The sequence below is a fragment of the Chryseobacterium sp. MFBS3-17 genome (assembly GCF_020687745.1).
Taxonomy (GTDB): Bacteria; Bacteroidota; Bacteroidia; order Flavobacteriales; family Weeksellaceae; genus Marnyiella.
This window is the reverse complement of sequence record NZ_JAJEWK010000007.1, coordinates 98,185-124,638: the sequence shown is the minus strand read 5'-3', so window position 1 is coordinate 124,638 and position 26,454 is coordinate 98,185. Positions and strand designations below refer to the sequence as shown.

The window sequence follows — 26,454 nt, the reverse complement described above, 5'->3', positions numbered from 1 at the left end:
GACAATCTGAGTTATCTGCGGGAAACTAAAGATAATAAGCTAACAACAATCAATTAACAACAATAAAAACAAAACATTATGGACACACCAAAAGAATTCGACCAAGTAGCGTATTTGAAAAATCAATTAAAATATCTTGGTTTCGGTGAAGATGCAAAACTTCACAAAGATTTAGAAAAAGGAATAAAATCCACCAAAGATCAATTTGAAATCAAAACCAATTCGGACAAAACTTTACCTGGCAACAAGGTTGATTTTTCGTTGAAATTCAACAAAACAGAAAGTGGTGGCGTCTTTCTCAATTCCTATCACGCCGAACTGAAAAACGAAAAAGGCGAAGAAATTTCGCATAATTTTCCGGTCAATCGGGAAAATACTTTCACTGCTAAAGAAGCTGTGAATTTGTTAGAAGGTCGTTCTGTAAAAATCGAGTTTCACAACCCGAAAAGCGATCAACAAGAAGAAGCTTTTGTGAAATTTAATTTCGGCGAACCCAAAACCGAAAAAGGGAATTTTCAGTTTCAGAACTTCTATCAAAATTATGGTGTCGATGCCGTACAAATTGTAGAGAAATCCAATCTTATTTTTGATCAACCTGAATACCGAGAAAATACCATTAAATCTCTAGAAAAAGGAAACATCGTCAAAGTGAAATTTGAATTGGATGACAAGATCGTAGAGGGAAAAGCAGTGCTCAATCCTCAATACAAAAACTTGAGTTTATATGATGGAGAGATGAACCGAATCAATACCAACAAACCTTTGGAAGGAATTGACAACGACCAGAAACAGGAAAAAAACAATGCCAAAGAGCAGAGCATTAAACGCTAATATTTGTACGCTTTGAACAAAAAAAGGCTACTTTTTCGGTAGCCTTTGAATCGTGCTTATTTATTGCAAGATGATGCTCGGACTGATGTTGAGTTTATGATGCATGGCTTTAGCCACTTTCAGCGTTGGTTCACTTCTTCCAGAGAGGTAGTCGCTGATTCGTGGCGCAGAAACCCCTAGAATTTCGGCTAGTTTAACTTGGGTAAGGTTCATCTCATACATTCGGAGTTTAATGACCTCGGTTAAAGATGGCGTTGAAATAGGGTAATGCACCTCTTCATATTCCTCAGCAATATCCGAAAGTAACATCAATTCGATGAAATCTTTGTCGGTTTGTGGCGTATCGTCATTCACCACTTTTAGTAGCTCGTCGATACGTTTCATAATGGCGTCGTATTGCATTTCATTTTTTATCGTCATCTCAAATATTTTTTATGTCATTAATTTTATCATATTCCGAATGGGTTCCAACAAAACGGATATAAACGATTTGGACAGAAAAAAGGATCAAAGCCACAATGCGATAATGATTTCCCTTGATGTTGAAAACAAATCTCTGATTACCCACGCTGTCTACACTATTAAAATTTTTTTTGATGTCTGCAAAATTTTGCCAATCATTATCGGAAACTTTTCGGTACCAATCCTCCAAAGCACTTTTGGCATCCGCGTGTTCTGTATAAAACAGCACCAACGTCTTTTTTGCAATAACCCTCACCTATTTTACTTATCAAATTTCATACAAATTTAAAAATAATCTTACAAAATACAAAACATTATGAAGAATTATGCAAGGTTCACGCTTTTTATAACTGCCCTTTTAGCGATAAATTCGTGTCGGAAAGAAATCAAATCTGAAAGAGGCAGGATTGATCTGATTTCTAATGTGTACTTCGATGCGTCAAAGAATTTGAACAATTTGCAAAGCATACATCTTTCCAATATGAATTATTTGGGAGATACGATCATTGAAAGAGTTCCGGATTTTAGTTTTCCAGAATTAACTCAACAACAATATTTAATTAAAGATACTTTGTGTTATTCGCTTGGAAATGAAAATTCCAACTCAATTATTCTTTCCGACATTTTAAAAAATCAGAGACCGAATTTGGTTGAAAACAAAAAACAAGGAGCATTATTTTCAAAAGAATGGATTCCAAATTATATCAACAGAAAAAATCTATCAGACACCGTTTTGTTCAACAAAAAATACAAACGATTTGAGATTAATTCACCTTGGATTTATACTCGTTTTTACATTTATCCAACCGATACGATCCTACCCTATTCTCTTTACAAACATGTCGAACAAGATTATAAAGGAAGATTAGAAAGAATTGATTCTTACAATAAAGAGAAAGATATTTTTGTTTCCCTTCAAGTCCTTTCCAGAAAAAGTTGGGACGAAGGAGCAAAAGAACTATTTGAGTTTAACGCATTTGTAAAGCAAAGACAAAGATGAATGACGCTCAAACACTAAGCAATGATATTTCTGTAATTGAAGGAAGTAAAAACGAGCTCGTTCTTTTTTCAACAAGCAAGGATTCTGATTCATTTTTGGAACTTCTCAAATTAAATAAGCAAAGAAATAACAGAACCCTAGTCGCACTTAACTCTACCGTCAATATCCAAAGTTTCATCAACCGATTCCGAGATTTTGATGGAAAACTATTCCTTTGTTTAGATGCAAGCGAAAGTGGAAATGGTATTACAAATACTATTTTCAAAAAGTTTAACGGAAAAATCATTAAGGATATTCGTGAGTTGTATCAAATTTCAGCAAATGGAAATCAAAACTTAACCGAATATCTTCAAAACAAAATCCAAAATAAAAATACTATTTTAGTTGAATCAAAAAAGACCAATCATGAAAACAATAACGCTCAATCCAAATCAGTTTCCAACGTTAAGCACTTGGGATCCGGATTTGTTGGAAGAAATACTGGAGAACTTAGCGAAGACCACCAAACCAAGCAAAACGGAAATCACAGAGAAGGACAAGCTTTGGGCAGCAACAATGCTCGAAATGGACTTGAAAACACAGGAAGGAACGATTGGAGAAAACGAGAACGAGACGGATTTAGTAGTGAAGCAAAATCGGAAGATGCTCAAGAAAATGAAAGTGCAAAACATTCAGTGGGCGGAATCGTATCCGGGAGAAATCCATCCAATAGAACAGAAGAAGAGTTAAATTCAAAAAACAAAAACCAAGAGGAATTAAATTCTCTCATTTCAAAATACAAAGGTCAAAAACTGACCAACGAACAAGTTGCAGAAGTCGTTTTCGCAGTTTGTTTTGTTTCTGACGATAAGAAAATTCTACTTAAAGAAGGAATTGAAATTTCAGACGATCTTAAAGACATTTGCAACCATTATAAAAGTGGCGGTGTTGCTAAAGAAGGTCGCGGAATTTTAGATGAATATTACACCGATTCCAAAATTGTTGATGCCGTTCGCAATCTTATCAAAGACCAATTCCGAAATCAAAAAGAAATCTCGGTTTTAGAACCGAGTATTGGAACTGGAAATTTTGTTTACGTTGCTAAAGATCTAGCACCAAAAACCCAAATTACCGCCTTTGAAATCAATGAAACAACCGCTAAAATTGCCAAGATATTTCATCCTGAAGCAGAAATCAAACTTAGGTCATTTGAAACGGAATTTATCGAAGAGAACGGCAGCAAAAAAGATTCTCAAAACTTTTCAGAAAAATATGATTTGGTCATTGGAAATCCACCTTATGGAGAACACAGAGGCTTTTATAAAGGTCTTGGTGAAGAACCTAAACTTTCCAAATATGAAGACTACTTTGTTAAACGCTCATTGGATACTTTAAAATCAAATGGAGTTCTCGCAATGGTGCTTCCTTCGGGTTGGCTAAACCGACAGAAAAATTTAGAAAATGCAGAACTATTGAATGCTTACCGACTTCCAAGTGGAGCCTTTTCTGGAACACAAATCGGGACAGATATTGTGATTCTTCAAAAGTCAAGGCAGAAGGTTTCTAAAGATATATCGGAATATTTCACCCAAAATCCTGAAAAGATTCTCGGCGAACTCAAAGAAAAAACCAACCGTTTCGGAAGGTTAGAAGCTTATGTTCATGGAAATTTGGAAGATGCTCTTTTACACTTAGAACAAATTCAAAATAAAAAAGAAGCCCAAAGAATCGGAAATCTATTTGAAGATTTGGATGTTTCGTTTGCTCAAAACGGATCAGAAACTACGTTAGGAAAAGATTCCAAAGTCTCTGATACTGGAAATAGTCTTAATCAAAAGCATGAATCCTATTTGGTTCAAGTTCAAGAAAAAATAGATCAAGTACTTTCCAATTTAGATGACATTAAATTCAAATCCCCCGCTGTTGTCAAAGAAATTGGAAAATATCAGCAACTCAAAAAGGAAGTTGAAAATCAATCAAGATCCTTTTCAAGTGACGAACTAAAAGATGTTATTCATAAGGCAGACAAAATTATTCAGTCTCAAAATAAAAACACTCAGCAATCTGAATATCTAGTCCAAACCAAACCCGAAATAAAAAAAGGGATTCTGAAGTACCAGTTTTCCAAAGCTGATGACATTGTAGAATCTTCTCTTCAAAATAATCCCAATATTTCAAAGGAAGAAATTGCTGCTTTTCGTGATACGGATTACGATGGAACTCTTGATAATGTTGAACAACACAAAAAATTTGCGAACTACATTGACGGAAAATGGATACACGATTTCTATTATGCAGAGGGAAATATTTACAAAAAACTTGAAAAGCTTGAAATAGATTTTGACCGAAGTTCGTCTTTAAATGCTCAACAATATGAGAAACAAAAGACACTTTTAGAAAATGTTCTTCCTAAACCAAAAACTTTAGATCAAATTTCAATCAGCCCTAATCACGAATTTATTCACCAATTCAGTCTGGGGAAAGTTGAAAAAGAAGTTTGGAATTACAACACCCGCCAAACTGAAAAAACCATAGTTGATTATAATCTTGCCGAAAAATTTAAAGATTTTGTCAGTCAATTGCCGAGTGAAGCTTTTGCGGGTTCATCTTCTTGGGAAGTGAAAAGCTTTGTTGATAACGAAACCGTTACCGGGAGCGATAAAGAACGAAATGCACTCATTCGTGAAAGGCGAAAAACGGCTGCTAATGATTTGTTCCACAAATTTATCCGAGAAGAATTGGATGATGATTTGAGGGAGCGGTTCGTGACAGAATTTAACCGTAACTACAATAATATCCACGTCCCGGACTATTCGAAATTTCCTTTATTTTCAAAAATTCATTTGAATTTTAAAGGGCAAGAACTGCGCTTAACTGAAGTCCAGAAAGCTGGAATCGGAAGACAGACGACCAAGGGTGTTGGATTGTTGGCTCATGAAGTGGGTTTTGGAAAAACTTTGTCAGGAGTTCTTTCCATGCACGAAGCCATGGAACGAAGTAATGCAAAAAGACCATTAATAGTGGTTCCAAACGACAGCATTCTCAAACAATGGGTAGAAACCATATTCGAAACAATTCCAAACGTGAAAGTGAATGTGTTGGGAAATCTTGGAAAGAGTTTCGACTTGTCAAAATTTGATAATAAAGACAACGAAATTACGATTGTCACCTACGAAGGATTCAACAATATTGGGTTTTCGGAAGACATCACCAGAAGTTTAGCTTCCAAATTTTCTTACATCTCAGAAAACGAATTGAAAAGTGTTAATTCCATTAGTGAAAGAGATTTTCAAAAAGAATTAGAAAAGGAAAAAGAGCTCGAAGGAAAAATGAGGCGTGGAAAAATTTATAATTGGGAAGATTTCGGATTTGATTATTTGACGTTTGATGAAGTTCATAACGCCAACCACATTGTAGGAAAAGTGCGAATCGAAAACCGGAGATTCGCTTCGGATTTTAGAAGCCAGAATCAACAAACGTCAAAACTCGGCATCAATACTTGGATGGCATGTCAATACATTCAGGAAAATTACGATGGTAGAAATGTGACGCTACTTTCGGCAACGCCTTTTACCAACAAACCATTAGAGTATTATTCAATCTTATCGCTTATCGCCAACAATCGTTTGGAAGAGTCTGGGTATTTCAATGTGAATACCTTCTTTGAAACGTTCATGGAAGCGGATAATGACATGGAGATTGATGCGAAAGGTGATGTAAAATTCAAGGCGAATGTTCGTCGGTTTAAAAACAATTCGTTGTTTCAACAGTTGTTATCGGAGTTCATTGATATTAAAGGCGAAGAAGACAATCTGGAATTGATCCGACCCAATAAAATCAATAAAGAATATAAAATTGAGCAGAATGATCTGACAAAAGAACAATACGAACTTCTCAATGAAAATTTTGAACAATCGGAAAAAGGAGCGATTCTCACGCATATTCTCAACGCAAGACTGATTGCCATCTCTCCTTATTTGTCGCCTTATTATGATGATGAAATTCCAACCGTACAAGAATTTGTTGAAAACTCGCCCAAGCTGATTGAAACGATGAATTTAATTCGTCAGAACAAAGAGGACTTACCCGATTCTGGACAAATTATCTACTCAGAATTAGCGGTTGCTCAATTCCCCAAGCTAAAAGAATATTTGGTTAAAGAAGTTGGTTACGAGCCAGAAGAAATTGGAATTATCACGGGTTCAACTTCCAAGAGTAAAAGAATTTCTATCCAGAATGATCTTAATTGTGGAAAAATAAAAATTATCATTGGTAGTGAAGCGATCCAGGAAGGAATGAATTTACAGGAAAATACAACGGATTTGTATCTATTGTCTTTACCTTACAATTTTACTTCGCTTCGACAGGTAGAAGGACGTGCCCATCGACAAGGGAACAAGAACGAAAATGTTCGCATGAACTTTATGCTCACCAATGACAGTATTGATGTGTTTATGCTGCAAAAACTACAATCGAAACAAGCACGATACCTAGAAGCTATGAAAAAGGGTGCCGATGTTTTGGATATTTCAGACATTAGTACTCAAGAACTCAAAACTGCAATTATCACCAATCCCGAAACCCGAGCCAATATTGAAATCGAACTCATGAAAAAAAGAATTGAGAGCGAGAAAAATAAGCTCCTCGCCGACTCGTCTTTTGTACTACGTAAATATGAAGATTTTTTAAAAGTAAAAAGAGAAGTTACCAAAGCTGAAGAAACTTACAACCGATATTTAGGTTTTGCAAATGAGGAAGGGAAAGACTCTGATTATTGGAAAAATCAACTTCCTACCTATCAAAAATTTATTGATTTAGCGAATGCAAAAGTTCATGAAGAAATTCAAAACCTTTCCAAAAAAGGGGTAAATGTAACCCAAATCGAAAAGCAAACAAAAGTTACCGAAGAGAAAATTTCAGCGTTGGATAAAAAAATAGAAGAACTACCGTCTATAGAACTTGACTTAATTCTGCAATACCAATCTAATAAAGAGGAGCAACTAAAATTGAGTGAAAGAAGGGATATTGCGAAGGTAAGGGAGGTTGAGAATAAGGCGCTATTTAAGATCATTGATAATTTTAAAGTTTTAGATAAAATCGTGACGAGTAAGGACAATGTATCGTATAATAGGCGAAGATAACAACTAAAGTAATTTCGAAATAAAATGAAAGTATAATCGGCAAAACTAAATGTAAATAATCGCAAAACCAAATGTAAAGAAAAAACGCACGCATTTCGCGCGCAGATCACAAAAAAAAAGGCTTCGTTTGAAAGCCCTTTTCAATTGGTTTTAATTCACGTTTAAATTGAATTTCACAGAATCACCTTCCAGCAGCGTCACCGTGCTTTCCAGATTATTCTCGTAGATATGCACATTACCCAAGAACAACGTAATGGACCGCAATGGCAGTTCTATCTGCCTACTGATTAAGTACAGGTGATAGATATCTGCAGGCAGCCCCAGATTAGCATCAGAACTACGCTGATACGCAGACACAACCAGCTTGCCCTGATCTGCCTGAAACTGAATAAGTGATAAGCACGGCTGCTGATTGCTCTCAGTGTCATTCCTGCCCAGGAACAGCACGTAATTCTTGCTGTTTCGCTTTTCCCTGTTAATCTTCCGTATGAGATCCGGCAACTGTTCAAAATACGTCGGATAACTGTTCACCAGTATCGGTCCGCAATAATCCCACCAGCTGATCCCGGCTTCGCGGTAACGCTCTGTAAGCCGCTCACCGCTCTGGAACAGATCCAGTTCTGTCTTCAGTTTGTTCCGGGCTATGCCATGCCCTTCAAAGATTTCCAGCAGGTCTGCAGGCTTCAGCTGCAGCTGCTCATTCAGCAGGTAAGTAATGTTTCCCTTCTTGTTTTCCTGCACCTTGCCTTTCGCAAGGATTTTGTCTAAAATTTTGTGATATTTATTCATGATTAAAATATTAGTTTCTATCTTTGTCGCTCTCACCCCGCAAAACGCAAAATGCCCACAAGCACAGAAGACATTAAGTCCTCCGCAGCCTGTGGGCGTTTTTAAAGGGGTGAGATACTTTAGAAAGCGGGGGACGTTTCTTACCCCCTTTGGAAATGTGGCGGATCATACGGATTTCTCCAGTCTCCACCCCAGATGATTTTCAGACCCATCGCTTTCGCTTTTTTCTTAATGTGATCTGCAATTTCCTTTTGTTTTTTTGGCACTTCCGGGTGATGCACCTGTACCTGTCCGTCAAAGTACGGATACAGGTCTACCGCATGGCCATAGCCGTCATCTTTGGGTTGGTGACTGCTCTTATTGCGGACACCGTCTGCATTAGTTACTTTCCGACCCGGCTTCGTGCGTCCCTGCGCATACAGTTCCTGCTGGCGGGTCAATGTGCGCACTCCTTCGGTGATGGTAAAATCTACCGGACTATCCTTTATTGCGGCTTCCAGGATCTTCACCAGATCTGGATGTACACCTTTCAGGTTCTGCAGGCTTCTTTTGCTGAATTGTGGCATTGTTAAATTAGTTTTTTTATGGTGAATTTCCCTATTTCCCACAGCAGCACAGCTATCAGCACCGTCCAAACGTAGGACATGAATGAATTGCGTTCTACGTCCAGATCTGTGGCTTTGGAAGATGTGCTGAACTCTTCCCGGTTCTGCCGGTTCTGCTGGTCTGCAACCTGCAGTCGGGCATTCAGTTGTTCATTAATGTTCTGTGATTTTTGCAGCTCGGCCTTCAGCTGGATGTTTTCCTTTTGCAAATGCGCACCGGCACTGAAATCAAGTTCCGTATTGTCGTTCACTGGCACCTCCGTGGTATTGCCCTGGGCATCTGTGAACTTCAGAAACCGAATCTCACCACCTTCTGCGCATTTACCGCTGTTTTTTAGCGTTAAATTCTGCAATATGGAACTCACTTCCATGTTTCTCACAAGATCTGTTTTCTGCGCTGCAGAATCAGTTCTGGTGACCGCTTGTGCGGTTTCCAAATCGGTGCGCCGGTCTGTGGAAGTGGTTTCCATTTTTTTGGCTTCTGATTGGTTTGCCTGTTTGCTCTTATGCTTCTGCGTCGCACAGGACGCAGAAAACATAAGCAGCAGGGCTATGAGTAGGTTTTTCATGGTTATTAGTTTTGTTTTTTAATCCCTCTTATACAGCCGGAACAACAGCGCCAGCATTAGTAATATTCTCATTTTAGAAAATTTCAATTTGCGTTTCGTCATAAAATATATACTCATCTCCAGGTGTAACATATAAACTCACTTTGGTCATGGGCGATAGCTTCCGGATGTAATTACCGTTGATGTTAATAGAAGATAATGCAGAGCCATCATAATTGATCAGTATTAATCTGGTCCTATGTGATATCTCATATAAATCGAATGGTTCACCGGCCTTTGATCTTAGGTACACTAACTTTGAGGCCTGCTCTGAGTGATCAAACCAGCCGCCGCTTGGTACTAAATCTTCATCCCTTGGATTCAGTCGTAATCCGTTGCCTTCCCTGGTAAGGTCATCGCCTATAACCACCATTCCACCAGCAGAATCCAGCAATCTGTTGGGGTTATTGCCTCCGTATGCTCTATGTACAAAGCCATCAGCTTCTACAGGCCTAAAACCAGTCCCAGAAATATCCATGAACTGATACCCAGTTGAAGTTAGTTTTAATACTCCCCCAAAAACACCTGCTTTATGAAATGCTATACCTGGGTCTGCTGCCGATGTAGAATAAACTTCTAATGCATGGTCAGTAAATGAATTACCGGTAGAAATGTATCTTTTTTTAGCCGGAATCATCTGGTCTGTACCCGTGTCCACAGCTTGTCTCCAACCCAAATCAGTTCCATTTTCAACACTCTTGAACCATAATGAGCCAGAACCTAATCCTGTCATTTGTAGCGCTATCTGCCCATTGTATCCGGCTAAATTCGGGTGAAGCATCTTAATTCGGTAATACCAGTCAGCGGATGGGTTTCCTGTGGCTGTTCCAGCTGTGTTGAGATAACCCATTCCATGACCATTTGTAGCATCCAGTAATGAAACAGTCGCTCCGGCGGCATTCAATGTGTGAGCGGTAGCAGCACCATTATTTATGATAAGTTGTGCGCCATGTGACCATGGTCCTGTACCATTAGAACCGGTCTGAAACGCATACGCGCTGGAATCAAAGGTCCCATCACCTTTAACGAATTGCGATGCCGTACCGCCACCTATTTGGGCGAATCTCGTCTTCTTGGCCATGTTATTAGATATAATACAGTTCTATCTCATCCGTGGCGATGATGGGAGTTGGCAGGGACGCATTCGCAAAAACTAAATTTGAACCTGATTTAGTCTGAGCCGCCACAGGCTGTTTCACACCGTTCAAAAACGCCAGCACCCGGAACTTGTCACTGAATGTTCCGGTGAGCGGTATGGTTACATTGCCCCCGGATATCATCCCCGCCGTCACGGTGGTAAGTTCGTGCTTTACTGTCACCTGTTTGCCGGCCACAAAATCAGCGATATCCTTTGCCGTCCAGACTTTACCTACAGTCTCGGTTCCGGTATTAAGCAGTGCCAGCGTACCTTGAGCGTACGTGGTATTATCATCCGCAAACGTGCCGGTGATGGTTGTAGCATCACGGAGCGTGATCGTGATGGTCTTCGTGGAACCGCCGGTTACCGAAACCGCTGAAACACCTTTTGGATCGGTCTCCGCTGTAAGGAAGATAGACGTGTCTACAAATCCGGCCAGTGGATCCCAGCTGGTTCCATTCCAAGCCACGTTCGTTCCGGCAGGATAATTCTCCGCTCCCTGCGTAAATGCGGCAGCTACATTGTAAGTGTCTCCCACTTGCATTCCCACAGTAGGTAGAGCACCATAATTAGCCACCGTTCCCTTGTGTGTAAATACAGCAGATAGGCGGCTGTTAATGTAATCTGCCATAACCTTCGCAGACACAACGCTGGCAGCCGTGGAGGTTCCGGTATTAAGCAGGGCTTCCGTAAGCGTCGGATAGGTGGTATTCAAATCCGTGAAAGTCCCCGTGATGGTGGTGGCATCACTGAAGGTTACGGTAAGCGTTTTGGTTGTAGTTCCGGAGAATGATACGCCGGTTACTCTCTTGTTGTTTAATGTCGACAGGTCTTCGCTAAGGTTTTCTACCTGTACCTGTCTTATTTTCTTTGCCATGGTTATTGATCAATTATGATAATTTATAATATTTGATTACAAGGAAATCGCCGGCATTTGGCTCTATGAGTAATGCCGATAGATCTATTTCTATATGAGGACCAGATAACGTGCACATGGATTTTGGCACAAAAACGCCGTTGTAAAATACACTGCGTTCCAAAGCCTCATCAACATCTTCAGTCAGTGATGCATTGACCACATAAGTAGATATCATTCCAGCGGTGACGGTAATTTCATCCTCCACAAACTGCTCCTTCAGATAGGTCATGATCTGTACGTTCAATGAAGGTAGATGTCCGGGATCGATCTGGGAGTTACTGTCCAGCGGTGCCACTCCCAGGGGTGCACCTTTCTCGGTGCTGTCCAGTTTGTTTTGCACATGTATGGCTACGTCCATATTAAACCGCCGCTGGTTTGTTGCAGAGGAAAAGCCGGTGAAATCATAAGTAAGCTGCACATCACTGTCATTCACATCGCCCACCGGCAGCCCCTGTATGAGTTCTATTTGCTCACGGTTATCTTTGATATAATCTACGATCTCCTGCAGCTCGTCCAGATCCAAATCGTTAGATTCTAATCGTAGAATTATATTGTCTATGAGTTCAAAATTAGCGTTGTCCTGCAGCTGCAGAAACTCAACAAAACCATCTACCTGCTCCTTGGTGTACACATTACCCTCATCCACATCTGAATCCACAGTGGCAATATCCGTAATGCCTAAAGCTACCTGCCAGCTGTACAGATTGTCACCGGTAATGTTATCTGCATTCGCTGTAGCTAAATAGTCTATATGCGCCGCAGGATCCTCTATGTGGCTAATAACTACCGAGAGCGAAGCCGTGCCGTTAAACATCTCAGCCAATCCTTCAATCTCCCCGGCTGTGATAGCTTCATCCTTATGCCGGAAGCTCGCAAAAGTCTGCTGAAATTGCATTTCTGTAGGGAAATCGCCAGTCTGAAACCAGCTGTATATTGTTTCTAAAGGTGTTGCCATGGTTAAGGGAAATTAGGTTCAATAAAATTGCAAATGCGGCTGGGCTGAATGATGTTATGCGGCAGCCCGTCACCCTGAGAACTGGTATTCTCAGTCACGGCGTGTGATACCTTGCTGCCGTTCGTAGAGGACCCGGACCCGGACTGAACCCCGAATATGGTTCTGCTGTAGGTATGGCTATGATTTGGCATCTCTGCAATAGTGAGCTGGTGCGTTTTGCTGCCGACATTGCCGCCCAAAGCGGAAAAAGTAGCGTCGTTGGGATCACGTCCTACAATCACCTTACCCCGCAGATCCGTGCATTCCTTCCAGCCGGCCGGTATGTCGGCTACCGGCTTGTTCCATGGCCAAACAATGCCGCCATTGATCACCGGTGCGGTTTTCAATTCCAATAGTTCTACACGGGTAATTAAGGCATTAAGCGCAGTCTGTGTTGCCATGTCCTGCATTTGAAGTAGTTTCTTCAGCCGAACAAAATTTGCCCAGGTGTACGCATTCGGCGGCACTGCCACACCAAATCTCACGGTCTTCACTTCAATGAGTGTCTTCGTTGTTTGATCCTCAAAAACCTTCTGGATCTGCTCCGTGTGTATGAAGACCTCCGAGGTCTGCACGCCGCCTTCAAAATAGTACAGTTTTCCGCTTATTGCCACTATTCCGGGCGTCAGCGTATTGCTCCCAGGCGTCACCGGCTCACAGCCGGCAAGTATCGTCTGATGCCCCGCCAGATCGCCCAGCACTTCAAAGATGCCATAAGACTCCTCAATGAGTGCCATGAGGTCATTGGTAAGCGGAACCCCGCCGGTCTGGAGAAAATTAAATGATAGTTTCATGGTTATATGATTACAATTTGATACCGCTTACTTGGCAAAATGTAGAAATCTGTTTCTGCCTTCAGCTGGATCTGGTTAATGTTAATGTCCGGGATCTCAATAATGAAATCAAATTCACTGTACAGCTCTGCTTCCGTGCGCAGGTACACCGGATTATCCGGGTGCAGCCATACGGTCTTACTGTAGAATGGATCATCTTCCGCCTCGGTGTACAGATATACACCGTCATACTGCACCGCATTCACAATTCTGATTCTGCGTTCTATCGGGTCAAAGGCGTCATTCAGACGTTTCTGTACCGAAAACTTCTGATAATTAAACTGCAACTTAATCAGATTCACCTTTCGGTTCCGGGTGAAGGCTATATACACATCCAGCAGCGGTGTAGCGAAGGCCAGCACCACGGCCATGGCCATCCCGGATCTCAGCCATGGTGGCAGCAGCTGCAGCGCATATTTTCTTACATCAAAGTTGAAAATGTTCATCACAGTATATATTCTATTCCACTCCAGTCTTCTTCACCAATCAGGTCATCCAGCATGGTAAACCGGCCGGATGCGGGTATTACACTTATGTTCACAGCCTGTGCAGCTCCATAACCCACACCAGGTTCTATCCACTTGGTCTGTACGCTCAGGTTCTGCAGATCCTTCACACCTTCAACGGCCAGAACTGCAGCTTCCAACTTCTGTACAGACAATTCTCCATTGAAAGGCAGATTTAGCAGGAAATTCTTCACAGCAGCTTTTACCGGCTCTTCACCGGTCAGAATGCTCACACCGTCACTTAGCAGCACCAGCGGATCATATACGATTCTGAAATTAATCTTCAGAACGTCCGGCAGGTAGTTCACGATCACAATATGATCTCCTGCAGCCTGTGTTTCTTCTATATATTCACCAAAGGCAGTCATCTGGTCATTTGTGAAGACCGCATCTGTGTCCTCCGGTGCTATTTTCATAGATATTTTGGATGCTCCGGCCACTTTGGTCACTGCAGCATACTTTACAATTTTGGAAGCGGAAATATGGTCTTCTGTGGCTTGTACTTCTACACCACCCACCAGAATGCTGTCAGAAAACTGATCAGATTCCGGCAGCAGGTTAAATCCATACTGAAACCGAAGTGCCAGGTTCCTGTACCAGCGCAATGAAGGCACTTTCTGCTGTGCAATCATTTCGGCAGTCTCCGCCTTGTGCACGTTGAAAATTCCTTCCATGGTCCACACAATCAGCGCCATGATATCAAACAAAATATTCTCGAAAGAAGCCATGGAAAACTGATCTTCAAAAGACTGATTCGGATCCAGTCCGTAGATGCTGATCACCGATGCATTCGTGATGAATGCGGTTGTGATGCTTTTCTTTATTTCTGCTATTGTGCGGTTCATGATACTCTAAATGTTGTTCCTATTTCCATATATCCAATGCCTTTCAGCACCGGTGCCGCTTTCACCGCTTGCAGCAGTGCTGTGGCCGGTCGGTTCCGGTAGCGCAGCGGGTTGCCGGGTGTGGCTTGTACTTCTGTGCCTATTTCCAGATCTGCAGTAAGGCTCAGGTCATTAGCCGCCGCATCTCGTACCACAGTGGCAAAATCACCACTTTGCTGCAGAATTACGTCCAGAATATTCTGGCCTTGCATGGTCTTATTCATATTCTGCGTCTATTTTGAATTTCTTCAGATCATACAGATCCAAGTGCTTTATCACAATACCATCAGCTGCAAACTGCTCTTTAATCTGGTGCCTGTATTCCAATAGGCTTTCACCCAGCAGCGCAGATCTGAATCCTACGCCCAGATTCAGGTTTCCCTTCAGGTCTCCGGGCTCGGCTATCAGAATGCAAGCCATATTCTGCTCCAGGGTTTGCCCCAGGACCAGACCGCTCACTATCTTTCCAGGTTCATCCCTTACCGTTTCCACAGCCAGATCAAAGTTGCCACCGCTGGCCGGTACCATCTGCAGTCCTGTATCTTTTGTTTTCATTCCAAACTGCCGTTAAAGGTTCCTGTCACCGGTGTACTGCCTGCTACCAGTCCGGCTACATATATGACCGCAGCTTCCTTCAGCCATTCTTCCAGTACATTAATCAGGCGATCTGCAAATTCCTGCGTAGAGGTATCCTCACGCGTCAGCATGTCATCCAGTATTGCTTTCACCGCCACCTGGGCGTCTGCTTTCGTAGTTGCTAAACTCATTTTAAAATGGTTTTAAAATCATTTTCAAACATTACTATCTTCGCTACCGTATCAGGCAGCGGCGGACCACTGGGTCCCGCAGGTGTGTACACCTTCAGGGTCTTCAGAATATCAGCAAGCTGCTCAAAAAGATCCTTCAGGCTGGTTACGTTATTGGCAACGTTCACCTTGCCCGTAGTGCTGTCTATCTCTACCTGCAGGCCGTTTTCGTTGTAGATAATCTTTTCGGCTACATCACATTTAATAACGGTCAAATTCCCAATGCTACCATCGGCACTGAGCATCAGCACCCGGCTTCCTGTTTTGGGAATGATCAATAAATGATCTTCACCGTCTGCAGTAGGTTTCAGTCGCACATCACTCAACTCCAGATCTCCTACCAGGACTGTACACACATCACCGGTCACCGCCTGAACCACACCGTCAACCGGCAGGTTGGGATTCGCTGCGATGATTCGCTGCAGGTTTCTCTTCAGCTGTGCTACCTTGTCATTCATAAACTTAACTTAATGCCTGGTGTGATGGTGCGCTTTCCGCCTGCATCACTAAAGGTTGTACTCACGCTTTCGGCGTAGTAACGGCCATCTTTGTCCGGATAATCTTCATCATAAATCCCAATAGTGAAGCTGGGTTCTGCATATGGAATTAACCAGGTATCAAAGGTGCCTTCATAGCCGGGCTTCATTTTGCTTTTATACTCATTTTCGGCAATCACACTGATGGCCGCGGCAGACATTCTGCCCACTTTCTTTGTAATTTTCTCACCGCCGGCATGGCCCACAGTCTTGCTGATGGTCTTGCCGTCCAGACCCACAGATTCTACCGTTACTTCCACTTTCCGGTCTGTAGCGCTCACGTACTTTAGTGAACTGGTCTCCACATTATGCTGCATGCTGTAATCTGCTTCACCGCTCTTCCAGGTGTAGGCCGGGTGAATATGCAATTCCTTTTTTTGCATGTCGAAAAACACATCTGCACCCGTTTCTTCCTGGATCTTCGCCAGCACATCGTAGCCGGTTGCCTGGTAGATGGTAAACTTATCATAAGGCAGATCATAATCACAGACCAGCGTGAAGCTGCTGTCTATCTGATCAATTACGTACTGCGCAATTTGCTTCACAGTGGCCGGCTTCATCTCTTTATTTGGAATCCCGTTCCGGAAAAGAAACAGACCATCTTCGCACTCTATCTGCAGGCTGCCGTCATTGGTGGTAATCTCGCGAACGTAGCCAGCGAATTCAGTTTGCATTTTACCGTCATAGCCCAAACTGATCAGAACTTCATCACCCCGCCCGATGGCATCCTGCACCCGCAGCACCCGGTTCATGTCCGTCTCCGGAAGAATGATGACGGCGGTGTCTGCGAGATTCTTGGTAGATTTCTCTATCTGGCATTCAGCCAGCACCCCAAGATCCCAGACGCCGTCCGCATTTCTGAACTCTATTTCCCAACTCTGCTGCAAATGCATTACTGTTTTCTTTTGTAAATTAAATCATACGGAAAATCACTGATTGCCCGGATCTCATACGCCTGTACATCTTCGCCCTTCGTAAAGGGAAAGGAAACAGATTCTATCACAATTCTGTTGATGTTCAGGATCTGCAGAGGTTCACACATTACCTCAATCGCTTCCGGTGTCAGCAGGTAATCCCGCAGTTTCTCCATCTCGTAGCGCGGGTAAGTCTGTGCAGACTTGCCCATCATTCTGTCACCGTACAGTGCGCCGGTGATGGTGATGTTATAATCTTCAGTGCTCCAGCGCTCCTTAATGGAACCGATCTGGTTCTTGCCGGCCTTCGCCACCGTGCGCCGCGTTATGCTGTTACTGGCTTCTATATTGATCATGGGTTCCCAAGGCAGCAGCCACCAGTTTTCATCTGCAGAAGCGCGGAAACTGAACGGGAAGAATTGATTTTCTTCCTGGATCCTGCGGTCATTACGCCACAGATCCGTTTCTTCGCTGCTTTCCGGTTCCCAGATCTCGTCTTCATTCTGTAGCAACGGCAGAAGCCGCACCGGCGGGGTCACATACTTCTGCAGGGAAGCTTCCACGGCCGCAAATCTTGGCAGCTGTTCCACTACCTTACTGCCCATCAGCGATGCAATCAGCGCATTTTCATTACTCAGTCTCATTCTGCAGCAGTTGTGGCCGAAGCCGTTATTCTCAATAATTGATCCAGCACGGATTCTCCGGCTTTCTGGCTCACAGAATCCCGAGTGCCGTTATAGTTCTGAATCCCGATTAGATCCTTAATGTGTAGCGTGATATAATTGTGACGCGTTCCGCCGGTTGCTATGCTTTCGGCAGATTTCCTTCCAGTTTTACCCAGTCCGCTTTTCTTTTTGTCTCCGCTCTTGGTGGCTCCCGGCACACCGGCAGGCGGTGCAATACCCAGGGCACCCATTACGGAATCTTTTGTGTCAGAAAGTGAAGATCCGTTCCAGCTCAGCGCACTCATGGCATTCTTACTGCCGGTACGCATCGCTTTGGATTTCTCCACAAAATCTTTAGAAGCATCCGTAAACTCTTTTTTTCTTCGCTCGGTATCCGCTGCAATCTTGGCAATCATCGTATTGCTTTCTGCAGCATCGCCCAGGCCTACAGCCTTTTTAAATTCGTACCAGCCGGACTTGATCCGGTTCAGGCCGATCATGAAGCTGTTCACCATACCATTCCACACCAGGGATGCGCCGCTTGTAAAGAATTCCCACTGAAGCTTTGCGTTATTCACGACAATCTTCCAGGCATCGCCCCAGCCGGATATAGAGGTCACCAAATAGGCAATGAGCGCAATGAGCGCAACGATTCCGGCAATTACCCACGTTACGGGATTGGCAAGAAATGCGAGATTCAGCACCCACTGAGCAGCCGCAGCAATCAGGATTCCCGCTGCCAGTGCGCCCATCACGGCAACCACCGGTTTCAGATATGGTCCCATTTTCTCACCCAGCCAGGAAACCAGCGTCATGATCTTGGTCACTACCGGGATGAAGGTTTCACCCATAGTCACCACCATTTGCTCCAGTTGTCCTTTAAGTCCCTCCAGCTGTCCATATGGTGTTTTAGCTACTTTATCCAGCATGGCATTAAACTTACCACCCGGACCGGTGGCCAGTTGCATGGCGTACCGCACTTCATCTACACCAATACCTCCCTTTTCCATGCGCTGCTGAAGTTTCTCCATGCTTTCGCCGGTCTTTTCAGACAAAACTTGCAGCGGATTAAACCCTGCGTTGATAAGCTGCAGAAGTTCCTGACCTGCCAGTTTACCTTTGCCATTAATCTGTGCAAATGCCAGGGACAGACTGCCCAGTTTCTGTGCGTCCCCCATAGAGATATCGCCCAGTTCCTTCATAATCGGCAGTACATTGGCATCTTTAATTCCATTAGCCAGCATCTGTCCGGCCATGTCATACACCTCAGTACCGAAGACCGTATCTGTCGCGAATTTGGTAAGGCCGTCATACAGCGTTGTTCCGATCTCGGCACTACCGGTCAGAACTTGCATTTTCATTTTTTCCTTACCGGCATCCATAGCCTTCTGAGTAGCCACCCACATTCCGCCCATGGCAGCACCTGCCATTGCCAGCGGGTTCTGAAGCAGCTGACCACCCGGCAGAGACTGGGCAAAGTCATTTCTCCAGCCTGCAAGCCTTCCAGCCAGACCGGAACCGGTTATTCCATTCTCTACACGACGGATCTGTTCTTCCAGGCGGCGGGCATCATTGTAATACTGCCGGAACATATTTCGGTCCGTAGTTCGCCCCATCAGCGTCTGCAGGTTCTGCAGGCGGGCACGCATACCATCCAGCGATGTAGCCATGGTATTAGACAGGCGCCGGCTGCGCTCTACAATTCCGTTCAGCGAGTTGGCAACCCGATCGGCTACCGACGTCACTCTGTCGCGCAAGGCTACTATGTATTCAAAGGTGTTTGACACGTTATTTGGTTTGGTTTTCTTTTTTGCGAATCCACTTTAATTCTTCCACCCGTGCTGCCCATTCTTCATCTGTCAGCTGGTCAGGGTCGATCTTGAAGTAATAGCGCAGCTGGGCGTCCAAGATGCGCAGGGGCTGGGTGTCTTCAGAGACCTCTGCCAGCTTTAGAGCTTTTCCAGCGTTGCTTCTTTAATCTCTATGATTTCGGCAAGCCTGCCGCAAACAGACAGAAACAGTGAATCGTTGGTACGCAATTCTTCATCACCGCCCAGCCATGCTTTTTCCAGAATCAGTTCATTAAACTGCAGCGGATCCTTACTGGCCACTGCAGACGCGTAGCTTAATGTCTTGCGGTCCGGTGTGCGCAGGTATGCTATTTTGCCTTCTACTTTGATTGCGAAGACGCTTCCGTGTTGTTTCTTCCATGCGTCTATCTGTTCTTGTGTTACTTTTGCCATTGTTGTGATTGTTTTTTGATTGTTGTGATTGTTATTGTTTTAAAAAAAAGGCGATACCAGATCGCCTTTTCATTTATATGTGTGAATTCTACACCTGATTCACGATTCTGAGCGCGATGAATGGAATAGTGATTTCCGCGAACTTATCGCCCTGGGTCCACTCCTTGTTAGCCTCTGTGAACCGCAAGGATTCTATGCGGTCTGTGGTCATAGCATCACCTTTGAAAGGATCACCATAACTCACCAACGCATCCAGTGACAGGCTCAGAATAGATCCGTTGCCGGCTTTCACCAGGGATTCGTATTCAGACTGCAAAATGGTGATCTCACCCTCATAGGTGAAGTTACCCGACTGAACCGCATGCGGATGCCTTCCTTTTGCGTGAACCGTCTCCCGTTCCACTTTTTCAGAATATTTCACCCCGCGGAAGCGCGTAATGTCTCTGCCGCCCAGAATGAGGGTCAGATCACCCCATTCGTACTCTCGTCCATTGATGTTTACTGCCATAATTCTTAATCGTTATTAATGTCAAATCCTAACAGCACATCAATCCAGCGGTTGGTGCCAAATGGCCTTACACTTACCACTACCTCCATGCGAGATGTTGAGATAATGTTTTGCGCAGGATCCACGAAGCATTTCGCGCCGGTGTCCTTAGGATCTTCCGGGTTTGTACTTAAATCTTCACCCATGGCCAGTGCCAGCTTGCGCACTACAGCACTTTCCACGGTCTTGGCATACACAGCCTGGATGCTTCCGTCATTATTCACCGGCACTTCATCCATCAGGAAGTCCAGCAGCGCATCATAGGTGTTACGGAAGGCTTCATTAATGGTTCTGCGGTGGGTGATATAATGGTAATCATCATCTACCGGGCACGCCATAGAAGCATCCATTACGTAATATCCGGATCTGCTCTGGTGTGTAGTGAATGTAATGAATCCCTTATCATACAGGGCTTCTGTATCATAATTCTCGGCCGGTGTATCTACAATGTAGATCTGTTGGGCTGCCAGGGAACCGTTACGCACCTTTCCAGGATTAACCCGAACAGGATAGGCAGCCAGCCTTCCGGCAAGTACCCCTACAGCCGCGCCTTTGCTGGCTGTGGTTCCGGTTCTGGTCTCGGTATCACCTATCAGCACCCCTACAGAATTGTAAGACTGTGACAGCAGACCGCTCAGTGCTACCTTGTCACCATCGAAGGCATAACCTTCCAGGATCACGAAGAAAGGCGTATATCTGGCAGCCGTGTAAGCATCTACCAGCGTCTGCGCTTTTCCGGCTGCTACCAGAACGTCCGCATCCATGCCGGCGGACACCGTAGGTGCCACAGAACTGTCATTAATGGTGAACAGTCCGCGGATCTTACCCTGCGCTGCGTTGAGCAGGTTCTCAGCCGGTGTCACTCCAGAATCCGGTGTGAACCAGTCAGAAACCTTGTCAGTCTTCGGCATTCCATAAACCCACACCTCAGAACCTTGTCCGGCTTCGGCAAAGAATTCAGACAATGCTTTGAAAAGGCGGTGATTGTCTATGGTGTCGGTCAGCTTCAGATCTGCCACATCCCGCATGCTCTTCAGCTGGTAAGCGGTTTCTAACTGGAAGCCGTCTGTAACAGCCACTGCAGACGAAATAAACCCGAAGCATCCGGTATCTAATGGCGTCACCGCACCGATGACCCCATTTTGAAATCCTATATTAATCCTCGGTTTCATCCTCTGTTCCGTTTTCCAGTTCGTTAATTCTATTCTCCAGGGCTTCTACTACAGATTTGCGCGGCTTTGCCAGCGAGATCTCTGCATCCAGGTACTTATTGGCCGTATCCAGATCCATGGACTCGGTCAGCGCTATGATGTCAGCAGCTGCGGTCTTCAGTTCTGTGGTTCCTTCCGCTTCTGCAACCTCTGCAGCGGGTCTTACTACACGTTCTACCGTTTGATCCTTCAGGCTTCTGGCGTGATTTCTCGCAAGGTTCTCGTTGTAGAAATTTTGTTTATCAGAGGTCTGGAAGTATTCCATCAGCTCTGGTTTCTCTTTGAATAAACTATCCATGAGTTTCTTGTTTTTTTCCGTTTAGTTGCTTGTACTTCTTCAGCTCTTCAATCAGAGCGCGATTCTCATCAGCCATTTTATTGAAGCGAATCTCCAGCGAGTTCAACTCGCTGATGGCTTGCTTATACAGTGCATTCATGCGCTCGGTTTCTTCAGTTGCCGCACGCATCCTGGCACTCATGTCTTCAATCATCTCCCGGTAGAATTTTACGGCCTTTTCGACATTTTCAAGTTCCGAAGCCTGAGTGTCTGCGAGGTTTTTCCGTCTGGCCGCAAACCATGTCCCCAAGGATGTGATTAAGCCTACTAAGGCCGTAATTACTACCTCTATATCCACAACAATATATTAGAGGATAGCGCCAATCTGTGCATTCTTCACCGGCATTGCAATGAAGTAATGGCGGTAATTGATCAGGTTGGTCTGGTTCGTTGGATCGGTGGCAGCAGAAGCAAAATATTGCTTCGTCATACCGGTCTTCTTGGCCACGTTGCTCACATGGAAAGCCACAGACGCAGTCAGATCGGTGGCAGGTACACCTGCAGCGCCAAAGGCATTCTTCACACCTGCAGCAGAGTACTTCGGATTAGCCACATAGCTGAAGATCTCGAAGCCTGCGATCATAGGAGCCACTTTACCGGTGTTAAGATTAGACAATAGGTCACCGAAGCGATTACGATCCAGCAACAGAATGTTCTGATGATCTGTAGAAAGCACCAGGCGTCTGCCTTCTGCAGGAACCTCGGCTTTATCAAATCTGCCTTTCAGATCCACGATTGATTCAAACAGCTTTTCAGCCTTTTCAGCGCCGGTAGTAAGACCGGTATAATCCACGGTGATTACAGGCGTGTTGGCCGTGTTACTGGCTGGTGCCTGCGCGTGGATCGCTTTTCTGTATTTCGTGGTGTTGATCTGCGTCACGTGACCGCGGGTGGCAGAATCAATTCTGGAATAAGACGCACCGATGATCTGGTCATCACTCAGGGATGTTGCCTTGGTCTGGTACTTATCCAGTTGGATTGTCACACTGGTGTCAGAGAACGCCTGTACAGCAATCGGGTAAGTGGTGTTATTCAACAATACATCCGGCTGGAAGGTCTCAATAGGCAGGTGAATGATATTCGCTTCCCCTGCAGAACCGGATCCTACTTCAATCACTTCTGTGTCGAGTTCTGGAATCCCATCCAACCAAGGGGCTACGTTTTGAGTTGTAAGAAGCTGGACCACTCGGGCTTCCCATACTTCAGGAAAATTTGCTGGCATTATATAAAATGTTTAAGGTTATTGTTTTAAAAAAACCCGCTGCCTGCACGAGGCAGCAGGAAAAATCAAATAAAAATGAAAGAATGTTCTACTTTAACAGCGCCCGATATCCTTCCGGATTGGTCTCTTTGAAGTTCAGCTGCGCAGTGAGATCCAGTTTCTGGAAATCATCCAGGCTGTTCACCTCGGCCGGTGCAGATGGATTGTTCACATTACCGCTCAGGTTGGTCTTAACAGGCATATCAGTCACAGTGGACTTGTACAGCGTTGGGAACTCTGCATGCAGCTTGATAAAATCTGCGCGCTTGGTTGCATCAATCTTACCGGCCTTAATGTCGGCATCTACGATATCTGCTGTCAGTTTCGCTTTTTTGTCTGATTCCAGCTGCTCAAAGCCCTGGATCTTCGCGTTTGCTGCATCCAGATCAGATTTCAGTTTAATGATGTTATTCATTACCGCTTCAGAATCGTGCTCTGTAGATGTTTGCGGCAGTCCAAGGGCGATTACCGCCGCCAGGGAAAGGTTAATTTTTTTCATGTTGTTATGAAGATTAAAAGTTGTAATTTCTTGTGCCATCAGTAGGATCTTGGAAACCTCCGTTTCCTGTAGTTCCTGCATACTTTCGTCTGAAGACGCGTAAAGTTTCAGTGCATTGGCATTGTTGGGAATCGGCACCACAGATGCCTCCAGAACCTCAGATTTCACCAGGTCATACACATCATCCGGCGCGATCTGGAAATTGGACATGCTGTAAGGATTCAGACCCAGAGACGCACCCCGCAGGAATCCGTCTGTTACTTTTCTGGCGATTTCCTTTGCATAAGGATCTGCATCATCAAAAACCGCTTCAGCGGTCAGCAGGCTGCCTTCAAACTGAATATTTTCCCAGCGGCCAATTACCGCAGCGTTGCCGTCACGGTGATAATCCAGAATTACAGGATTGGCCTTAAAGCGCGAAAGCTCCAAACCGCCATTGCGGACCCGGAACCCATATTGATTTACCTGGTTCTCATCATTCAGTACAAATTTGTGTTTTGACATATTTTCTGCCGATTTAAAGCACAAAGATTAACCGCTGATTTCGCCTTTGAAAATAGTTGCTCAGCTTCTGAACACATGTGTAAAGTAGCTGTACAAAGGTGTTCAGCTTCTGTACAGAACTTTTAGTACCGGCCGCCGAAATGGCAATTTTGCGAAAACTAAAACCGGACTATGGGACTGAAAAAGACAGAGCAGCGCGAGTACGCCAAATTCCTGTACACAGAGAAAAGCCTCACACAGAAGGAGATCGCAGAGAAAGTAGGCGTCACCGAAAAAACGCTGAAAACGTGGATAGATGCTAATGAAGGAGAATGGAAGAAACTGAAGAAAAGCCTGATGACCACCAAGTCACAGCAGATCACCATGCTCTATGACCAACTGGCACGCATCAATGAAGAAATAGAATGCAGACCCATCGTGCACAAATCCATGACCGTACCGGTAAAACTGGACAAGGAAGGCAAGCCCACCCATAAGGCTCCAGAGTATGACCCTATTGTTTTATCGAACGTGCCCACTTCCAAGGAAGCCGATATCATTACCAAAATCACGAATGCCATCCAGAAACTGGAAGGAGAAACCAGCATCGGCGAAACCGTGCAGATTGCCATGACGTTCATTGAGTATGTGCGGGATGTTGATTTTGAACTGGCTCAGAAGATCAGCGAACTGTTTGACATGTTTATCCGGCAATTACTGAAATAATGGCAAAGCAGGCAGACAGACGACATATAGAAAACTGGCAGCGTTTCCGCGATAACATGTCCAAGGCTACGCCAGTGGATATCAGCGAAACGGAAATTGCGAAAAGAAAACGCATTGCAGAACTGGAAGCAAATCCGGAAAAGTGGTTTGCATACTATTTCCCAAGTTACTACACCGCTGAACCGGCACCCTTTCATAAGCGTGCCACCAAAAGAGTTGTGGAGAATGCTGAATGGGTGGAAGTGCGTTCCTGGTCCCGGGAGCTCGCAAAATCAGCGCGGACCATGATGGAAGCCCTGTATCTTTCCTTTACGAAGAAAAAGAAGGTTTGGCTGATGATCAGTAATACTGAGGACAACGCCAAACGTTTGCTTTTACCTTACAAGAACATCCTGGAAAGCAACAACCGGATCATTAACGATTATGGCGTTCAGCGTCAGGTTGGGAAATGGGAGGACCACGAGTTTACCACAAAGTTTGGATTTTCTTTCCGGGCATTGGGAGCCGGTCAGTCACCCAGGGGAACGAGAAACGATGCAGCACGTCCGGACGCGATTATCATTGATGACTTCGATACCGACGAAAAATGCCGCAACCGTGACCGCGTGAAGGCAGACACGGACTGGATTCAGGAAGCCGTGATTCCTACACGTTCAGTCTCCAATCCATTACTGGTAATTATTAACGGTAACATCATTGCCAAGTACTGCACCATCACCATCATGGGTGAGCTTGCAGATTGCTGGGATATCGTGAACCTCACCGATAAGGCCGGTAAGTCCACATGGCCACAGAAGAACACCCCGGAAGCGATTCACCGGATGTTCTACAATTCCAAGGGCAAAAGGAAGGTTTCCAAGAAAGCCCAGCAGAAGGAATACTACAACAATCCGATTGCTGAAGGCGACACCTTCACGCAGTTCGTGTACGGCAAATGTCCGCCACTTAAAAAGTGCGAAAAGGTTGTGGTTTATATAGATCCCTCACCCTCGAACAGTAAAGAGAAAAAGAGTTCATCAAAGGCGGTTGTAATTGTCGGGCTGTATCATGGTAAGTACTATGTATATCGGGTTTGGCTGGCAAAAGCTACCAATGCCGAAATGGTGAACTGGATAGGACAAGCTTACAACTATCTGGACAGAAACGGCATCGACACCAAGAAAATTTTCATTGAGAATAACAGCCTGCAGAACCCGCACTATGAACAGGTAGTGAAACCGCTTTTGGAAAAATACCGGAAGGACCACGGCATTAAACTGCCGGTGCGGGAAGACAAAAGAAAAAAAGCTGAAAAGTTTGACCGGCTGGAAAATCTGGCAGATGATAACAATGAAGGTAATATCATCTTCAATGAAAAAGAAAAAGAGAACCCGATGATGGTAGAGATGGAAGATCAGTGGCTGGGCGTATCCAAGACCGCTACAGAGATGGACGGACCCGATGCCGTAGAAGGTGCCATCACCATGATTGACACCCGAGTGGTGAAGGATGACCTGGCTTATGCCTGGGGGCAAATTGACAACCGGAGATTTTAATT

The 26,454-nt window shown here is 44.3% G+C and carries 30 protein-coding genes; 5 read left to right on the top strand and 25 right to left on the bottom strand.

What is annotated here, in order from left to right:
- Nucleotides 1–78 precede the first annotated feature (78 nt).
- A complete protein-coding gene (locus tag LKO26_RS05335; protein WP_227586815.1) occupies nucleotides 79–831 on the top strand; it encodes a hypothetical protein in 753 nt (250 codons plus the stop codon).
- Nucleotides 832–891: 60 nt separating this feature from the next.
- Here the strand turns inward: LKO26_RS05335 and LKO26_RS05330 are convergent, their stop codons facing one another.
- Both LKO26_RS05330 and LKO26_RS05325 read right to left on the bottom strand, forming a co-directional pair.
- Nucleotides 892–1,251: a type II toxin-antitoxin system HigA family antitoxin gene (locus tag LKO26_RS05330; RefSeq protein WP_227586814.1), complete on the bottom strand. Its 360-nt coding sequence runs from the start codon at nucleotides 1,249–1,251 to the stop codon at nucleotides 892–894.
- Nucleotide 1,252: 1 nt separating this feature from the next.
- Nucleotides 1,253–1,549 (bottom strand): type II toxin-antitoxin system HigB family toxin, encoded by a 297-nt coding sequence (locus tag LKO26_RS05325; RefSeq protein WP_410681530.1) that lies wholly within the window; start codon nucleotides 1,547–1,549, stop codon nucleotides 1,253–1,255.
- A gap of 60 nt (nucleotides 1,550–1,609) precedes the next feature.
- Here LKO26_RS05325 and LKO26_RS05320 point away from each other — a divergent pair, with 60 nt between their 5' ends.
- Together LKO26_RS05320 and LKO26_RS05315 are read left to right on the top strand one after the other, a co-directional pair.
- On the top strand, nucleotides 1,610–2,293 hold the full coding sequence (locus LKO26_RS05320; RefSeq protein WP_227586813.1) for a hypothetical protein: 684 nt from the start codon (nucleotides 1,610–1,612) through the stop codon (nucleotides 2,291–2,293).
- A complete protein-coding gene (locus LKO26_RS05315; protein ID WP_227586812.1) occupies nucleotides 2,290–7,413 on the top strand; it encodes an Eco57I restriction-modification methylase domain-containing protein in 5,124 nt (1,707 codons plus the stop codon). Before LKO26_RS05320 ends, LKO26_RS05315 begins: the two co-directional genes overlap by 4 nt.
- 150 nt (nucleotides 7,414–7,563) lie before the next feature.
- Here LKO26_RS05315 and LKO26_RS05310 read toward each other — a convergent pair whose 3' ends face one another.
- The 23 genes from LKO26_RS05310 to LKO26_RS05200 form a co-directional block, all read right to left on the bottom strand.
- Nucleotides 7,564–8,202, bottom strand: a complete 639-nt coding sequence (locus LKO26_RS05310; protein ID WP_227586811.1) for a thymidylate synthase — start codon at nucleotides 8,200–8,202, stop codon at nucleotides 7,564–7,566.
- A gap of 140 nt (nucleotides 8,203–8,342) precedes the next feature.
- The gene (locus LKO26_RS05305; RefSeq protein WP_227586810.1) at nucleotides 8,343–8,768 is read right to left on the bottom strand and encodes a M15 family metallopeptidase; all 426 of its coding nucleotides are present in this window, start codon (nucleotides 8,766–8,768) and stop codon (nucleotides 8,343–8,345) included.
- A gap of 2 nt (nucleotides 8,769–8,770) precedes the next feature.
- Nucleotides 8,771–9,376 (bottom strand): hypothetical protein, encoded by a 606-nt coding sequence (locus tag LKO26_RS05300; protein WP_227586809.1) that lies wholly within the window; start codon nucleotides 9,374–9,376, stop codon nucleotides 8,771–8,773.
- A 73-nt stretch (nucleotides 9,377–9,449) separates the two neighbouring features.
- On the bottom strand, nucleotides 9,450–10,496 hold the full coding sequence (locus LKO26_RS05295) for a hypothetical protein (RefSeq protein ID WP_227586808.1): 1,047 nt from the start codon (nucleotides 10,494–10,496) through the stop codon (nucleotides 9,450–9,452).
- 4 nt (nucleotides 10,497–10,500) lie between these two features.
- A complete protein-coding gene (locus LKO26_RS05290) occupies nucleotides 10,501–11,430 on the bottom strand; it encodes a hypothetical protein (protein ID WP_227586807.1) in 930 nt (309 codons plus the stop codon).
- Nucleotides 11,431–11,443: 13 nt separating this feature from the next.
- Nucleotides 11,444–12,427: a hypothetical protein gene (locus tag LKO26_RS05285; protein ID WP_227586806.1), complete on the bottom strand. Its 984-nt coding sequence runs from the start codon at nucleotides 12,425–12,427 to the stop codon at nucleotides 11,444–11,446.
- A gap of 2 nt (nucleotides 12,428–12,429) precedes the next feature.
- Nucleotides 12,430–13,260 (bottom strand): phage baseplate protein, encoded by an 831-nt coding sequence (locus LKO26_RS05280; protein WP_227586805.1) that lies wholly within the window; start codon nucleotides 13,258–13,260, stop codon nucleotides 12,430–12,432.
- 2 nt (nucleotides 13,261–13,262) lie between these two features.
- Nucleotides 13,263–13,745 carry a hypothetical protein gene (locus LKO26_RS05275; protein WP_227586804.1) on the bottom strand — a complete coding sequence of 161 codons (483 nt, stop codon included), beginning with the start codon at nucleotides 13,743–13,745 and terminating at the stop codon, nucleotides 13,263–13,265.
- Nucleotides 13,745–14,650, bottom strand: a complete 906-nt coding sequence (locus tag LKO26_RS05270; RefSeq protein ID WP_227586803.1) for a hypothetical protein — start codon at nucleotides 14,648–14,650, stop codon at nucleotides 13,745–13,747. The genes LKO26_RS05275 and LKO26_RS05270 overlap by 1 nt, the downstream gene beginning before the upstream one ends.
- Nucleotides 14,647–14,913: a hypothetical protein gene (locus LKO26_RS05265; protein WP_227586802.1), complete on the bottom strand. Its 267-nt coding sequence runs from the start codon at nucleotides 14,911–14,913 to the stop codon at nucleotides 14,647–14,649. Before LKO26_RS05265 ends, LKO26_RS05270 begins: the two co-directional genes overlap by 4 nt.
- Nucleotides 14,906–15,244, bottom strand: coding sequence for a hypothetical protein (locus tag LKO26_RS05260; protein WP_227586801.1), 339 nt, complete (start codon nucleotides 15,242–15,244; stop codon nucleotides 14,906–14,908). Before LKO26_RS05260 ends, LKO26_RS05265 begins: the two co-directional genes overlap by 8 nt.
- Nucleotides 15,241–15,456, bottom strand: a complete 216-nt coding sequence (locus tag LKO26_RS05255; RefSeq protein WP_227586800.1) for a hypothetical protein — start codon at nucleotides 15,454–15,456, stop codon at nucleotides 15,241–15,243. Before LKO26_RS05255 ends, LKO26_RS05260 begins: the two co-directional genes overlap by 4 nt.
- Nucleotides 15,453–15,953, bottom strand: coding sequence for a hypothetical protein (locus LKO26_RS05250; protein ID WP_227586799.1), 501 nt, complete (start codon nucleotides 15,951–15,953; stop codon nucleotides 15,453–15,455). The genes LKO26_RS05255 and LKO26_RS05250 overlap by 4 nt, the downstream gene beginning before the upstream one ends.
- Complete coding sequence (locus LKO26_RS05245; RefSeq protein ID WP_227586798.1) at nucleotides 15,950–16,924, bottom strand: hypothetical protein; 975 nt, start codon at nucleotides 16,922–16,924, stop codon at nucleotides 15,950–15,952. Before LKO26_RS05245 ends, LKO26_RS05250 begins: the two co-directional genes overlap by 4 nt.
- Nucleotides 16,924–17,589, bottom strand: coding sequence for a DUF6046 domain-containing protein (locus LKO26_RS05240; RefSeq protein ID WP_227586797.1), 666 nt, complete (start codon nucleotides 17,587–17,589; stop codon nucleotides 16,924–16,926). Before LKO26_RS05240 ends, LKO26_RS05245 begins: the two co-directional genes overlap by 1 nt.
- Nucleotides 17,586–19,397, bottom strand: coding sequence for a tape measure protein (locus tag LKO26_RS05235; protein ID WP_227586796.1), 1,812 nt, complete (start codon nucleotides 19,395–19,397; stop codon nucleotides 17,586–17,588). Before LKO26_RS05235 ends, LKO26_RS05240 begins: the two co-directional genes overlap by 4 nt.
- A gap of 162 nt (nucleotides 19,398–19,559) precedes the next feature.
- On the bottom strand, nucleotides 19,560–19,853 hold the full coding sequence (locus tag LKO26_RS05230) for a hypothetical protein (protein WP_227586795.1): 294 nt from the start codon (nucleotides 19,851–19,853) through the stop codon (nucleotides 19,560–19,562).
- Between the two features lie 88 nt (nucleotides 19,854–19,941).
- A complete protein-coding gene (locus LKO26_RS05225; protein WP_227586794.1) occupies nucleotides 19,942–20,361 on the bottom strand; it encodes a hypothetical protein in 420 nt (139 codons plus the stop codon).
- A 5-nt stretch (nucleotides 20,362–20,366) separates the two neighbouring features.
- Nucleotides 20,367–21,572, bottom strand: a complete 1,206-nt coding sequence (locus tag LKO26_RS05220) for a DUF2586 family protein (protein WP_227586793.1) — start codon at nucleotides 21,570–21,572, stop codon at nucleotides 20,367–20,369.
- Nucleotides 21,556–21,909, bottom strand: coding sequence for a hypothetical protein (locus LKO26_RS05215; RefSeq protein WP_227586792.1), 354 nt, complete (start codon nucleotides 21,907–21,909; stop codon nucleotides 21,556–21,558). The genes LKO26_RS05220 and LKO26_RS05215 overlap by 17 nt, the downstream gene beginning before the upstream one ends.
- Nucleotides 21,902–22,246 carry a hypothetical protein gene (locus LKO26_RS05210; RefSeq protein ID WP_227586791.1) on the bottom strand — a complete coding sequence of 115 codons (345 nt, stop codon included), beginning with the start codon at nucleotides 22,244–22,246 and terminating at the stop codon, nucleotides 21,902–21,904. The genes LKO26_RS05215 and LKO26_RS05210 overlap by 8 nt, the downstream gene beginning before the upstream one ends.
- Nucleotides 22,247–22,255: 9 nt before the next feature.
- The gene (locus tag LKO26_RS05205) at nucleotides 22,256–23,170 is read right to left on the bottom strand and encodes a hypothetical protein (protein ID WP_227586790.1); all 915 of its coding nucleotides are present in this window, start codon (nucleotides 23,168–23,170) and stop codon (nucleotides 22,256–22,258) included.
- Nucleotides 23,171–23,258: 88 nt separating this feature from the next.
- The gene (locus tag LKO26_RS05200) at nucleotides 23,259–24,212 is read right to left on the bottom strand and encodes a hypothetical protein (protein WP_227586789.1); all 954 of its coding nucleotides are present in this window, start codon (nucleotides 24,210–24,212) and stop codon (nucleotides 23,259–23,261) included.
- 171 nt (nucleotides 24,213–24,383) lie between these two features.
- On the opposite strand from LKO26_RS05200, the gene LKO26_RS05195 reads away from it, so the two are divergent.
- Nucleotides 24,384–24,917 (top strand): hypothetical protein, encoded by a 534-nt coding sequence (locus tag LKO26_RS05195; RefSeq protein WP_227586788.1) that lies wholly within the window; start codon nucleotides 24,384–24,386, stop codon nucleotides 24,915–24,917.
- Nucleotides 24,917–26,452 carry a hypothetical protein gene (locus tag LKO26_RS05190; protein ID WP_227586787.1) on the top strand — a complete coding sequence of 512 codons (1,536 nt, stop codon included), beginning with the start codon at nucleotides 24,917–24,919 and terminating at the stop codon, nucleotides 26,450–26,452. The genes LKO26_RS05195 and LKO26_RS05190 overlap by 1 nt, the downstream gene beginning before the upstream one ends.
- The last annotated feature ends 2 nt before the right edge of the window (nucleotides 26,453–26,454 follow it).

Bases quoted from the DNA above. Each gene is read 5' to 3' on its own strand.
- LKO26_RS05280 (WP_227586805.1), bottom strand. From the start codon at position 13,260: ATGAAACTATCATTTAATTTTCTCCAGACCGGCGGGGTTCCGCTTACC.
- LKO26_RS05240 (WP_227586797.1), bottom strand. From the start codon at position 17,589: ATGAGACTGAGTAATGAAAATGCGCTGATTGCATCGCTGATGGGCAGT.
- LKO26_RS05330 (WP_227586814.1), bottom strand. From the start codon at position 1,251: ATGACGATAAAAAATGAAATGCAATACGACGCCATTATGAAACGTATC.
- LKO26_RS05190 (WP_227586787.1), top strand. From the start codon at position 24,917: ATGGCAAAGCAGGCAGACAGACGACATATAGAAAACTGGCAGCGTTTC.
- LKO26_RS05195 (WP_227586788.1), top strand. From the start codon at position 24,384: ATGGGACTGAAAAAGACAGAGCAGCGCGAGTACGCCAAATTCCTGTAC.
- LKO26_RS05295 (WP_227586808.1), bottom strand. From the start codon at position 10,496: ATGGCCAAGAAGACGAGATTCGCCCAAATAGGTGGCGGTACGGCATCG.
- LKO26_RS05205 (WP_227586790.1), bottom strand. From the start codon at position 23,170: ATGCCAGCAAATTTTCCTGAAGTATGGGAAGCCCGAGTGGTCCAGCTT.
- LKO26_RS05255 (WP_227586800.1), bottom strand. From the start codon at position 15,456: ATGAGTTTAGCAACTACGAAAGCAGACGCCCAGGTGGCGGTGAAAGCA.
- LKO26_RS05260 (WP_227586801.1), bottom strand. From the start codon at position 15,244: ATGAAAACAAAAGATACAGGACTGCAGATGGTACCGGCCAGCGGTGGC.
- LKO26_RS05285 (WP_227586806.1), bottom strand. From the start codon at position 12,427: ATGGCAACACCTTTAGAAACAATATACAGCTGGTTTCAGACTGGCGAT.
- LKO26_RS05230 (WP_227586795.1), bottom strand. From the start codon at position 19,853: ATGGCAAAAGTAACACAAGAACAGATAGACGCATGGAAGAAACAACAC.
- LKO26_RS05250 (WP_227586799.1), bottom strand. From the start codon at position 15,953: ATGAATGACAAGGTAGCACAGCTGAAGAGAAACCTGCAGCGAATCATC.
- LKO26_RS05245 (WP_227586798.1), bottom strand. From the start codon at position 16,924: ATGCATTTGCAGCAGAGTTGGGAAATAGAGTTCAGAAATGCGGACGGC.
- LKO26_RS05300 (WP_227586809.1), bottom strand. From the start codon at position 9,376: ATGAAAAACCTACTCATAGCCCTGCTGCTTATGTTTTCTGCGTCCTGT.
- LKO26_RS05310 (WP_227586811.1), bottom strand. From the start codon at position 8,202: ATGAATAAATATCACAAAATTTTAGACAAAATCCTTGCGAAAGGCAAG.
- LKO26_RS05315 (WP_227586812.1), top strand. From the start codon at position 2,290: ATGAATGACGCTCAAACACTAAGCAATGATATTTCTGTAATTGAAGGA.
- LKO26_RS05305 (WP_227586810.1), bottom strand. From the start codon at position 8,768: ATGCCACAATTCAGCAAAAGAAGCCTGCAGAACCTGAAAGGTGTACAT.
- LKO26_RS05200 (WP_227586789.1), bottom strand. From the start codon at position 24,212: ATGTCAAAACACAAATTTGTACTGAATGATGAGAACCAGGTAAATCAA.
- LKO26_RS05335 (WP_227586815.1), top strand. From the start codon at position 79: ATGGACACACCAAAAGAATTCGACCAAGTAGCGTATTTGAAAAATCAA.
- LKO26_RS05215 (WP_227586792.1), bottom strand. From the start codon at position 21,909: ATGGATAGTTTATTCAAAGAGAAACCAGAGCTGATGGAATACTTCCAG.
- LKO26_RS05225 (WP_227586794.1), bottom strand. From the start codon at position 20,361: ATGGCAGTAAACATCAATGGACGAGAGTACGAATGGGGTGATCTGACC.
- LKO26_RS05275 (WP_227586804.1), bottom strand. From the start codon at position 13,745: ATGAACATTTTCAACTTTGATGTAAGAAAATATGCGCTGCAGCTGCTG.
- LKO26_RS05320 (WP_227586813.1), top strand. From the start codon at position 1,610: ATGAAGAATTATGCAAGGTTCACGCTTTTTATAACTGCCCTTTTAGCG.
- LKO26_RS05265 (WP_227586802.1), bottom strand. From the start codon at position 14,913: ATGAATAAGACCATGCAAGGCCAGAATATTCTGGACGTAATTCTGCAG.
- LKO26_RS05290 (WP_227586807.1), bottom strand. From the start codon at position 11,430: ATGGCAAAGAAAATAAGACAGGTACAGGTAGAAAACCTTAGCGAAGAC.
- LKO26_RS05220 (WP_227586793.1), bottom strand. From the start codon at position 21,572: ATGAAACCGAGGATTAATATAGGATTTCAAAATGGGGTCATCGGTGCG.
- LKO26_RS05270 (WP_227586803.1), bottom strand. From the start codon at position 14,650: ATGAACCGCACAATAGCAGAAATAAAGAAAAGCATCACAACCGCATTC.